Source organism: Brevibacterium sp. BRM-1, from assembly GCF_026802075.1.
Lineage (GTDB): Bacteria > Actinomycetota > Actinomycetes > Actinomycetales > Brevibacteriaceae > Brevibacterium > Brevibacterium rongguiense.
Map to the genome: position 1 here is coordinate 947,945 of NZ_CP113788.1, position 11,594 is coordinate 959,538.

The window sequence follows — 11,594 nt, forward strand, 5'->3', positions numbered from 1 at the left end:
GCGGCCCGCTCACACTGGCCCGCCGAACAAGAAAGAGCACACCATGAGCAACGCACTCCCCACCCTGTGGCGGTGGCTGGCCGTCGCGGTCGCCGTCGCACTCGTCAGCCTCGGCTGGTCGAGCGGCGCTGCCCACGCAGCCGGCGGCGTCGGCAACATCGATCCGTCGAAGACCGGTTCGCTGACCATCCACAAGTTCGCGGGCAATGAGGGCTCTGCCGGTGACGGCACCCAGATCGGCGACACGTCCAATCTGGGCAAGCCCCTGTCCGGTGTCGAGTTCACGATCGCGCCCGTCTCGCAGAAGAGCGGCAAGGCGATCGACCTGACCACCCCCGAGGGCTGGGACATCATCAAGGGCGTCCAGTCCTCCGACGTGACCGGCGGCAACGGCTACACGCTGGGCTCCGGTTCGCCCGTCACCACCGGCGCCGACGGCACCGCGACGACGTCCGGGCTGCCGCTGGGCCTCTACCTCGTCACGGAGACCAATACCGGTTCGAACAACGTCGTGACGAAGTCCGAGCCGTTCCTCGTCACCCTCCCCCTGCCGCAGTCGAACGGCAACTGGCTCTACGACGTCCACGTCTACCCCAAGAACCAGGTCAACGACACGACGCCGGAGAAGACCGTCGACGCTCCGGCCACTCCCGTGCTGGGCTCCGAGGTCACCTGGCACATCAAGGCCCCCCGTGCCCAGCGCCAAGTCCTTCGACAAGTTCGTCGTCACCGACCAGCTGGACTCGCGCCTGTCCTACGTCTCCGCGAAGGTCGACAACGCCGGCTTCGCCCAGGGAACGGACTACACCGTCGCAGAGTCCAATGGACTCGTGTCGATCACATTCACCGCTGCCGGCCGCGCCAAGCTCCAGGCGGGCACCGATATCAGCATCACGCTCGTCACCAAGGTGAATTCGCTGGGCGGCGATGGTGTCATCAAGAACAAGGCGACGGTGTTCGTCAACGACTCGAAGAACGACACGAACGTGCCGAGCACCAACTGGGGTCCGCTGCAGATCCTCAAGTACGCGCAGGGCGATGAGGCGAAGGCCCTCGCGGGCGCCACGTTCGACATCTTCTCCGATGCCGGTGCCAGCACGAAGGTGGGCACCGTGACCACCGGCGATGATGGCCGGGCGAACATCTCCCTGTGGGTCGGCAACAACGACGTCGCGCAGAAGGACTACTGGATCAAAGAGACGAAGGCTCCCGCCGGCTACGTGCTCGACGAGCAGGTGCGCAAGGTGACCGTGAAGGCGAACGGCACGACCTCGCCGGTCGTCATCAAGGTCGAGAACGTCCAGCAGAATCACCCGAATCTGCCGCTCACCGGCGCCAACGGGCAGCTCATGCTCACCATCTGCGGAATCGGGCTCGTGCTCATCGCGGTGGGCGCCGGCGTCGTGACCAGCAGCCGCAGGCGCCGTCGGGGCTGATCTCCCACGCGGGTTGCACTCCCGATGAGTGCGGCCCCGCCCGGCACGATCCGCTGCAGGCCGGGGCGGTCGACTGTATGCAGTCGACCGCCCCGGCCGCCAGCGCTCCCCTGCGGAGTGCGATTCGAAGGACACCATGAGCACCCCCCTTGACACACCTGCGCGGCCCGCCGGGGACGGCACTGCGCCGAGCACACGGCGCTGGGTCTTTCCCAAGCTGCCCGCGCTCATCGCCGCCATCGCCCTCGTCGGCGCATGTGTGTGGGCATACCCCTCCATCGCAGCGTGGTTCGCTCAGCTCGATCAGTCGCAGGCAATCCGCGACGCCACTGCCTCCGACCCCGATCGGGCCGAGGACGCCCACATCCTGGCACAGGCACGGCGCTACAACAGCCTGCTGGTCAGCGGCGCGGTCCTCAATGCCAACGAGCGGCTCCCCGCCTCACAGGGCCGCCCCGGTGCCGGCGCGCCGTCCTACGCGGACCAGCTCAAGGACCCGGGCACGGGCGTCATGTCCCGACTGAAGATTCCGAGCATCGGGCTGGACCTCCCCATCTACCACGGCACGTCGGATCCCACGCTGCTCAAGGGCCTGGGGCACCTCGAGGGCACCTCGCTGCCGGTGGGCGGCGAGGGCACCCGATCCGTCATCACCGGCCATCGAGGCCTGGCCGAGGCGACGATGTTCACCCACCTCGACCAGGTGGGCAAAGGCGATCGCTTCACGCTCACCACATTCGGCGAGGTCCTGTCCTATCGCGTCATCCGCACCGAGGTCGTCGATCCCAGCGAAACCCAGCGCCTGCGTCCCGAAGAGGGTCGCGACCTCGTCACGCTCGTCACGTGCACGCCCCTGGGCATCAACTCGCAGCGCATTCTCGTGACCGCCGAGCGGGTGTTCCCCACCCCTGCCGGCGATGCGCAGTCCGGCACCGCGGACCCGAACATCCCCGGGCTCCCGTGGTGGGCCGTACTCCTGGGGGCCTGCCTGCTCGCAGCGCTCGCCTATGTCTGGCTGAGTGGGCGGAGGCCCGCGCACACGCCGCGGGCCGGGCGCGGGGCGAAGCGGAGCAACAGGGCCGCCACTGATGCGCAAAAGGCCCGGACGGTATCCGTCCGGGCCCTTCGGCCGCCGCAGTGCGCTGCACTGCCGCGCGGTAGTGACTCAGTCGAGGTAGTCGCGCAGCACCTGGGAGCGCGACGGGTGGCGCAGCTTCGCCATCGTCTTCGACTCGATCTGACGGATCCGCTCGCGCGTGACGCCGTAGACCTTGCCGATCTCATCGAGCGTCTTGGGCTGGCCGTCGTTGAGCCCGAAGCGCATCGACACAACGCCCGCCTCGCGCTCGGAGAGCGTGTCGAGCACCGAGTGCAGCTGCTCCTGGAGCAGGGTGAAGCTGACGGAGTCCGCGGGCACCACCGCCTCGGAGTCCTCGATGAGGTCGCCGAACTCCGAATCGCCGTCCTCGCCCAGCGGCGTGTGCAGCGAGATCGGCTCCCGGCCGTACTTCTGCACCTCGATGACGCGCTCGGGCGTCATGTCGAGCTCCTTGGCCAGCTCCTCGGGAGCGGGCTCGCGGCCCAGGTCCTGGAGCATCTGGCGCTGCACGCGGGCGAGCTTGTTGATGACCTCGACCATGTGGACCGGGATGCGGATGGTGCGCGCCTGGTCCGCCATCGCGCGAGTGATCGCCTGGCGGATCCACCAGGTCGCATAGGTCGAGAACTTGAAGCCCTTCGTGTAGTCGAACTTCTCGACCGCGCGGATGAGGCCCAGGTTGCCCTCCTGGATGAGGTCGAGGAAGAGCATGCCGCGGCCGGTGTAGCGCTTGGCCAGGGAGACGACCAGTCGGAGGTTGGCCTCGAGCAGGTGGTTCTTGGCGATCCGGCCGTCGTGGATGATCCACTTGTAGTCCCGGGCGTCGCGGGTGTCCTTGACCGCGCCCTCCGCCAGCAGGTGCTCGGCGTACATGCCGGCCTCGATGCGCTTGGCGAGGTCGACCTCCTCGGCGGCGTTGAGCAGCGCCACCTTGCCGATCTGCTTGAGGTAGTCCTTGACCGGATCGGCCGTCGCGCCGGCCGTTGCGACCTGCTGGGCCGGCTGGTCGTCGTCGTCGGCATCGGAGACGACGAAGCCGCCGGCCTCCTTGACGGCCTCGTCCTTGCGCTCCTCCTGGGAGTTCTTGGTCTCCGTGTCCTCGAGGGTCTCGACCTCTTCCTCGACCTCTTCGGCAGACGCGTCGACCTCGACGTCATCGGACTTCTTGGCCCGGCCCTTGGCCGGGGCCTTCTTCGCCGCGGGCTTCCCGGCGGCCGCCTTCGTGCCGGCCGCCTTCGCACCGGTGGTGCGCGCACCCGAGGCGGCGGCCGCCTCTTCCGCCTGCTCCGCGGTCTCGCCGGCGCCGGCCGGGGCCGTCTTCTTGGCGGTGGTCTTCTTCGCGGCCGCGGGCTTGGCCGCGGCGGTCTTCGCCGCACCCGAGGTGCCGGCCGCCTTCTTCGCCGCTGTCGACTTCGCGGTGGTCTTCGGTGCCGCCTTCGCCTCGGCCGGCGCGCTCTTGGCGGCAGCACTCTTGGCAGTGGTGCTCTTCGCTGCAGCGCTCTTCGTCGCAGTGCTCTTCGTTGCGCCGGCCTTGGCGGCCGTGCTCTTCGCAGCGGTGCTCTTCGTGGTGGCGGTCTTCGCGCCCGTGGCCTTGGCGGCGGTGCTCTTCGTGCCGGCCTTCGCCGCAGCGGGCTTCTTCGCCGCGGTGGTGGCGGCCGCCGCGCTCTTCGGGGAGTCCGACTTCGCACCGGCGGCAGTCGCCGCCTTCGCCGCAGCGGACTTCGTCGCCGTCTTCGCGGCTGCCCCGGCCTTGCCGGATGCGGAGGCGGACTTCTTCGCAGCCGTCGTGCGCGTGGCGCCGGCGGCGGTTTCCTTCTCACTCGTGGGCACGAGTACACCTCTTTCGCAGCAGTGGGCAGTGCGGGGCATCGATGCGCGGGCATCAATAAGACCCAAGTCAAGCGCGGAGGAGGGCGAGCGCACTCGCCTCCATCCGGCACAACCGGGTCAACGTCCGATTGTGGCACGCTATTCCCCCAGTGCGAAATCACTACTGCGCCGATCCGCCTTGCGCAAGACCCCATGGAGTGGCCTGCGTCACAGCAACCTCAGCCGCGCATCCACGCGGGCGGCATGCCCGCCTCGGAGGCGCGCAGCATGAGCTGGGCGAGCGAGTAGTCCGGGTCGAGCGCGAGCGCGGCCTGCGCATAGTGAGCGGCGAACGAGTGCCGGGCGCGCGCCCATTCCGCCCAGGCGAGCATTGCGAGGACCGCGGGCAGCGCGCTGAGCGCGACCGCCCCGGCGACGGCGCGCAGGTAGTCCACCCCCGCCTCGGCCAGCTGCATGTCCGGGCGCACCTCCGACAGACCGGCCATCTGGGCGGCCAGCGCGATCCGGTCCTCTGCCTCGACGATCTCCACGGTGAACTCCTCCGCGGTCATGGACCGCAGGCGCTCGGGTCCCAACTGCGGGTGCTCGAAGCCGAGGACCATCTGCAGCAGGTCGCGCACCCACAGATCGTCCGTGAGCTCCTCGAAGGCCAGCACCGCCGCCGCGCTGGGCACCGGCCGAGCGCTGCCCGGCGCGGAGCGCGCCACGTCGTAGACGGCAACGGCATCGGAGAGCACCGCGGCGAGCAGCGCGAGGGCGTCCGGGCTGGCCGCGCGCAGCACCGCGACCTCGGCCAGCAGCTGCGCGGGCGGTTCCGGCAGGGCCGCCGCATGCCCGAAGTCCTCGCTGACGCGCGAGCCCTGCTCAGCCATGTGCGAAGCCACCGCGGCGGAGAGCCCGGGCAGCGCCTCGGCCGCACCGCCGTCGCACAGGCCCGCCCGCAGCCCACGGCCCACCCAGACGGGCGCACTGACTTCGAGCCCGGCCGCCTGGAGGGCATCGCACACGCGCTCCACCCCGGTGCGCAGGATCTCTGCCGCACCGGGCTCGGCCGGGCCGGATCCGTGGCCGAGTGCCTCGGCGAGTGCATCGCTGTAGAGGATCGGATAGGCGCATTCGACGGTATCGGCCTCGCACAGCGAGCCGGCAAGCGCGGAGGCGGTGGCACGGTCGACGGCAGCGGCCGTCACCAGGTCGAAGTCGAGGCGCATGCACACGCCCAGCAGCCGTGCCCCATCCGCGGCTCGCGCGGTGGTGAGCACCACGAGCGAATCGGCGGGCGGATAGCCCAGCACGTGCGGGACGATGCCGATGAGGTCGGTCTGGCTGGTGATCGAGAAGGTCTCCATGCGCCCAGGCAACACCCGGACGCGCCGGCGCGCTCTCCCCCATCCTCGCACTGTGGAGCGCGACCGGCAGTCCCCAGGGCACCCCGGCCCCCACCCGCGGCCTGTGACCTTCGGCGCCTATGGCCTTCGAGCCTGCGCCCCCAGCCGGATGCCGCCTAATCTGAGCCCACCGCGCCGGATCCCGCGCCTGAGCCCTCCAGACCGGCGGCCTCCTGGGCGCGCCGCTAGGCTTGCCCCCCATGGGACGCAGACGCGGGGGGCGCGAGGAGTCGATCGAGGCCGAGATCGACACCGGCACCGCGCGCCTCGAACCGGTGCCCGGTGAGCCCGACTCGTGGATCCTCTACGTGAATGCCGTGCCGAGCTCGCCCATCACGGCCTCGGACCCGCAGCGCCTGGACTTCGAATACCTCGACTGGATGGGCCGGGTCATCGACGCCACCTTCCCCGCCGGGCAGGCGCTGCGCGCGGCCCACATCGGCGCGGCGGCGTGTGCGCTGCCGCGCTGGCTCGATGCTCGGCGGCCGGGCTCCCGGCAGACCGCGATCGACATCGACGCGCGCCTGCTCGAGCTCGTGCGCGAATGGTTCGAGCTGCCGCGCGCGCCCGCCCTGCGCCTGCGTCCCGGAGACGGCGCCCATGAGATCACGACGTTCCGGCCCGCCTCCCTCGACCTCGTGGTCCGCGACGCCTTCGCCGGCGATGCCACCCCGGAGACCCTGGCGGACGAGGCGTTCTTCACCGCCAGCGCTGCCGCGCTGCGCCCCTCCGGCCTGCTGCTTGCCAACGTGGCCGATCGCCCGCCGCACAGCGCCCTGCGCGCGGAGATCGCGCGACTGCGGGCGGTCTTCGCCCACGTCGCGCTCGTCGCAGACCCCGGCCAGGTGCGCGGACGCCGGTGGGGCAACGTCGTCGCGGTCGCGAGCGCTGGGCCCATCGACACCCTCGGCAGCGCGAAGGCACTGCGGCGCGGGCCCGCCGTCGCGACCGTGCTCTCCGGCGCCCAGCTCGACCGCTACCTGGGCATCGCCGACTGACGCCCGCGCGACCAGCGCCGGGCAGGCGGGCAGGGGATGACGGCGGCGTCCGCCGCCGAGGAGCTGCAGACCGCCGGCGAGCTGCACGCCCCCGGCGGGCTGCAGGCCCCCCGTGGGTTGCAGGCCGGTGGCGCGCACGCGAATTTCGGTGTTTCCGCGCACGGCTGAACGCCGCGAGCGCGCCGAGGCGGCATAATTGATTGCCGACTGAAAGGTGGATGGTGAGCGAAGAGACCGAGATCGCACACGAGCAGCGCAGCGTGGACACCGTGTACGCACGCCTCGACGAGGTCCGCGCCGAGGTCGCCGACAAGCTCGCGGCCGTGCGGGCGATGGAGGTGGGCGGCAACCACCAGAACCGCTCCGAGCGCGATGCGTTCGCGTCCCTCTACGAGGACCAGCTCATGCGGCTGCGCGGTGCGGAGGAGGGCCTGTGTTTCGGGCGCATCGACTCGCGCTCCGGCGAGGCTACCTACATTGGGCGCATCGGGCTGTCTGCCGCGGACCGCACCCAGCTCCTCATGGACTGGCGCGCACCGGCCAGCGAGCCGTTCTACCGCGCGACCGCCGCCGACCCCGACGGCATCGTCCGGCGCCGCCACATCGCCACGCGCCGCCGCACCGTCATCTCCGTCGAAGACGATGTCCTCGACCTCTCCGCCCTCGACGCGGCCGAGCGCGGCTCCCTTCACGGCGAGGGCGCCCTCATCGCCGCTCTGGAGGAGCACCGCACCGGACGGATGGGCGACATCGTGGCAACGATCCAGTCGGAGCAGGACAGGATCATCCGCAAGGACCTCGCCGGTGTGGTCGTCGTCCAGGGCGGGCCCGGCACGGGCAAGACCGCCGTCGCGCTGCACCGCGCCGCCTACCTCCTCTACCAGCACCGCAGGCGCATCGAGAAGTCGGGCGTGCTCCTCGTGGGCCCGTCGACGGTCTTCCTCAAGTACATCGAGCAGGTGCTCCCCTCGCTCGGCGAGACCGGCGCGGTGCTGCTCACCCCGGGCCAGCTGGTGCCGGGCATCGAGGCGGCCCTGCGCGATGGGCCGCGCACCGCCGCCGTCAAGGGCGATCTGCGCATGGCCCGGGTCATCGCACGCGCGGTGAAGAACTACCAGCGCCTGCCCCAGGCCGATGAGGAGCTGGGCGTCGGCAAGTACCGGATCGTGCTCACCCGGGCCATGGCGAAGGCCGCCCGCGACCGCGCACGGCGCACCGGCAGCCCCCACAACCGGGCCCGCGAGACCTTCGCCTCCGCGCTCCTGCGCAGCCTCGCCGAGGAGCTGGGCCGCGCCTCGGGCACGGAGCTGACCGAGGACACCCTGCCGGAGCTGCTCGATGACCTGCGGATGTCGGCAGATGTGCGCCGCGCGGTGAATTCGCTGTGGCTGCCGCTGAGTCCCATCGGGGTGCTCGAGGCCCTCTACACCAAGCCCCGCCGGCTCGTCGCCGCCGCCGATGGCATCCTCTCGTTCGAGGACATGGCCCGGCTGCGCCGCGCGCCCGGGGCCGAGCTCACCGTCGACGATGTCCCGCTCATCGACGAGATCGCGGAGCTGATCGGCACGGGTGCGCGCCCCGCCGCCGGCACGAGCGGCGCGGAGCGCGAATACGCCGAGGCGGTGCTCGAGATGACGGGCACCGATGCGATGGTCTCCGCCGAGGCACTGGCCCGCCGCTATGCGGAGACCGGCGACGGGGCAAGCGTGGCCGAGCGCGCCGCGGACGACCGCGAGTGGACCTACGGCCACCTCGTCGTCGATGAGGCCCAGGAGCTCTCCCCCATGCAGCTGCGCCTGCTCTTCCGCCGCGTGCCCAGCAAGTCCGCGACGCTCGTGGGCGACCTCGCCCAGGCCTCCGATGTCGACGTCGAGCGCACGTGGGAGTCCGTGCTGGCCCCGCACGTGGGCGAGCGCTTCGCCCTCGAGCAGCTCACCGTCTCCTACCGCACGCCGGGCACGATCATGCGGCTGGCCAACGACCTGCTGGGCGCCTACTTCCCGAGCCTGCAGACGCCCGATCCCGTCCGGGCGGGCACCTGGGAGCCGCTTGTCGAGGACTTCGCGCGCCCCGCCGAGGTGCCCGCTGCGCTGCCGGCCGCCGTGCGCGATGAGCTCGCGCTCCTCGGCGGGGGCCGGGTGGCGGTCATCGCCGCCGACGCGCAGGTGCGCGAGGCCGCCGAGGCGCTCGCGGCGGCCGGGGACGTGGACTTCGGCGTGGGCCCGGCGGGCATCGACCACACGGTCGCGGTGCTCAGCCCCTACGGCGCCAAGGGCCTCGAGTTCGACTCGGTCATCATCGTGGAGCCGGCCCGCATGGCCCCGGCCGGCGATCGCCAGGGGATCGGCGAGCTCTACGTGGCGCTCACGCGCTCCACGGCCCGCCTGCGGATCATGGGCTCGCAGCCCTCCGTGCTCACCCCGTTCCTCGCCGGCTGAGCCGGCGGGCGTCCGCCGGCCGGGTGGAGCAAGGCGCCGGCGAATGTGCCGGGGGCCGCGCGCGGCCGCCGCGGCGGGACAGCGGTGGGCCATGGGTCGGCCAGGGGCGCCGCGGCACGTCGGCAGCGGCGTGCCCTGCGAGCATGCGGGACGGGCCGCCAGAAGGCGGGCCAGAGCGCGCCAGCGCCTCGGTGCTGCCGCCAGCATCACGAGCGGCGGCCGGCACAGGGCACCGGACAAAAGAGGCCGCCGGCGGCGTCGGCTTCCCCTCCGATGCCGCCGGCGGCGGGCGCACCTGAGTGCGCTCACTCATCATACACAGAACTTCCAGGTTTCAGAGCTTCGCTTCCGGAAATTTTTCGCACCCCGCTCACCTGGCACGATCGCAGCCTCGCGCGACCGCCTCCGCTCCTGCGGTGCGCGGCCGAGGCGGGGGAAGGCGGCGTCGGCACCCGACCGGGCGGAGCAGCGCGAGGCAGAACCCGCCGCAGGCTCCGCCCACCGCTGGCTCAGGACTGTTCGGAGCCGGCCCCGCCGTCGGCGCCCTCGGCGGCGGCGATGGCGGCATCGCGCTCGGCGCGCAGCGAGCCGATCGCGGCCTCGAAGTCCTCGAGCGAGTCGAAGCCCTGGTAGACGCTGGCGAATCGCAGGTAGGCGACCTGGTCGAGCTCGCGCAGCGGCTCGAGGATCGCGAGGCCCACTTCGTCGGCGTCGACCTCGGCGATGCCGCGGGCTCGGATGAGCTCCTCGACCCGCTGGGCGAGCTTCGCGAGGTCGTCCTCCCCCACCGGCCGGCCCTGGCACGCCTTGCGCACCCCGCTGATGACCTTCTGGCGGGAGAATTCCTCGGTGACCCCCGAGCGCTTGATGACCGACAGGCTCGTCGCCTCGATCGTCGTGAAGCGGCGCATGCAGTTGGGGCACTGGCGCCGCCGGCGGATGGAGGAGCCGTCCTCCGCGGTGCGGGAGTCCACGACGCGGGAGTCGGCGTGGCGGCAGAAGGGGCAGTGCATCTCAGCGCTCCTCTCCGCGCAGGGCGACCGCGCCGCCGTGGGCGGGCAGGTCCTCGGCCTCGGCCAGCGCGACGATGTGATCGGCGACGGCCGCCAGGGCCTCTTGCGAGTAGGCGATCACCTGGCTGCCGCGCAGGAACGACTGCACGCCCAGGGCGGACGCGAACGCGGCTGTGCCCATCGTGGGCAGCACGTGGTTCGAGCCCGAGCAGTAGTCCCCCAGGGCCACCGGCGAGTGGGGGCCCACGAACACGGAGCCGCCGTTGACGATCCGGTCGACGACGGCCTCGGGGCGCTCGACCTGGAGTTCCACGTGCTCGCCCGCGTAGGCGTTGAGCACGGCGATGCCCGCGTCCAGATCGTCGACGAGGATGAGGGCGGACTGCGCCCCGCTCAGGGCGGCAGCGATGCGTTCGACGTGGCGCTGCTGCGGCACCTGCCGCGCGAGCGCCTCGCGCACGCGCTCGGCCAGGTCCGCCGAGGCGGTGACGAGAACCGCCGCCGCGTTCGGGTCGTGCTCGGCCTGGCTGATGAGATCGGCGGCCACGTACTCGGGATCGGCCGTGTCATCGGCGAGCACGATGATCTCCGTGGGTCCGGCGACCGCGTCGATGCCCACCTGGGTGCGCACAATCGACTTCGCGGCGGCGACGAAGGCGTTGCCGGGGCCCGTGATGAGGTCCACCGGGTCGAGCTCCTCACCGTCGGAGAAGCCGTAGGCGAAGGCGCCGATCGCCTGGGCGCCGCCGATCGCCCAGACCTCGTCGATGCCGAGGAGCTCCGCGGTGGCGAGCACCGTGGGGTGGGGCAGGCCGTCGGCGCGCGGCGGCGAGGCCAGCGCGATCGACCCCACGCCCGCCTCCTGGGCGGGGACCGCGTTCATGACGACGGTGGAGGGATAGACGGCGAGGCCGCCGGGGACGTAGAGGCCCACGCGCTCGACCGGGAGCCAGCGCGTCGTCACGGACCCGCCCTGGGCGAATTCGGTGACGACCGATTCGCGGCGGTCCGCGGCGGCGACCGCGCGGGCACGCGCGATCGTCTCCTCGAGGGCGGCGCGCACGGCCGGGTCGAGGGCTGTGAGGGCTGCGCGCGCGGCCTCGGCCGGCACGCGCAGTGCGTCCGGCCGCACGCCGTCGAAGCGCTCCCCGGCGTCGAGGACCGCCCGGCGGCCGCGCGCGGCGATGTCGTCGAGCAGCGGCGCGACCGCGGCTTCGGCGTCGGTGCGCACGGAGGCGGCGCGCGGCAGTCTGGCGCGCAGCGCGCGGCGGCCCAGCTCGGCCCCGCGCAGATCGATCTCGCGGATCATCGAATTGCTCATCCGCTCATTCTATTGCCCGGCCCGCAGCCGCGGGCCGGGCGTCGGCTGGTGCCCAGTCCCGCGCCGCGCGG

Annotated in this window: 7 protein-coding genes and 2 pseudogenes; 5 read left to right on the forward strand and 4 right to left on the reverse strand. The window is 72.1% G+C overall.

The genetic code is table 11. From position 1 onward, the window contains the following. Window positions 1-43: 43 nt before the first annotated feature. The 3 genes and pseudogenes from BRM1_RS04165 to BRM1_RS04175 all read left to right on the forward strand — a co-directional run. A pseudogene (locus BRM1_RS04165) lies at window positions 44-631 on the forward strand (SpaH/EbpB family LPXTG-anchored major pilin); the annotation flags it as partial. A gap of 61 nt (window positions 632-692) precedes the next feature. Further along, complete coding sequence (locus tag BRM1_RS04170; protein ID WP_268528588.1) at window positions 693-1,436, forward strand: SpaH/EbpB family LPXTG-anchored major pilin; 744 nt, start codon at window positions 693-695, stop codon at window positions 1,434-1,436. A 136-nt stretch (window positions 1,437-1,572) separates the two neighbouring features. Continuing rightward, window positions 1,573-2,289, forward strand: a pseudogene (locus tag BRM1_RS04175) (class C sortase); the annotation flags it as partial. Window positions 2,290-2,601: 312 nt separating this feature from the next. Here BRM1_RS04175 and BRM1_RS04180 read toward each other — a convergent pair. Together BRM1_RS04180 and BRM1_RS04185 are read right to left on the reverse strand one after the other, a co-directional pair. Continuing rightward, complete coding sequence (locus BRM1_RS04180; RefSeq protein ID WP_268528590.1) at window positions 2,602-4,365, reverse strand: RNA polymerase sigma factor; 1,764 nt, start codon at window positions 4,363-4,365, stop codon at window positions 2,602-2,604. Window positions 4,366-4,583: 218 nt separating this feature from the next. Next, entirely contained in the window at window positions 4,584-5,714 is a 1,131-nt protein-coding gene (locus BRM1_RS04185) for a DUF4192 family protein (RefSeq protein ID WP_268528593.1), read from the reverse strand. Between the two features lie 239 nt (window positions 5,715-5,953). On the opposite strand from BRM1_RS04185, the gene BRM1_RS04190 reads away from it, so the two are divergent. Together BRM1_RS04190 and BRM1_RS04195 are read left to right on the forward strand one after the other, a co-directional pair. Continuing rightward, the gene (locus tag BRM1_RS04190) at window positions 5,954-6,751 is read left to right on the forward strand and encodes a spermidine synthase (protein WP_268528595.1); all 798 of its coding nucleotides are present in this window, start codon (window positions 5,954-5,956) and stop codon (window positions 6,749-6,751) included. A gap of 218 nt (window positions 6,752-6,969) precedes the next feature. Then, window positions 6,970-9,189: a HelD family protein gene (locus tag BRM1_RS04195; protein ID WP_268528598.1), complete on the forward strand. Its 2,220-nt coding sequence runs from the start codon at window positions 6,970-6,972 to the stop codon at window positions 9,187-9,189. A gap of 509 nt (window positions 9,190-9,698) precedes the next feature. Here BRM1_RS04195 and nrdR read toward each other — a convergent pair. Together nrdR and hisD are read right to left on the reverse strand one after the other, a co-directional pair. Beyond that, complete coding sequence (nrdR, locus tag BRM1_RS04200; RefSeq protein WP_160954159.1) at window positions 9,699-10,202, reverse strand: transcriptional regulator NrdR; 504 nt, start codon at window positions 10,200-10,202, stop codon at window positions 9,699-9,701. Window position 10,203: 1 nt separating this feature from the next. Continuing rightward, complete coding sequence (gene hisD, locus BRM1_RS04205; RefSeq protein WP_442864342.1) at window positions 10,204-11,523, reverse strand: histidinol dehydrogenase; 1,320 nt, start codon at window positions 11,521-11,523, stop codon at window positions 10,204-10,206. Window positions 11,524-11,594 lie beyond the last annotated feature (71 nt).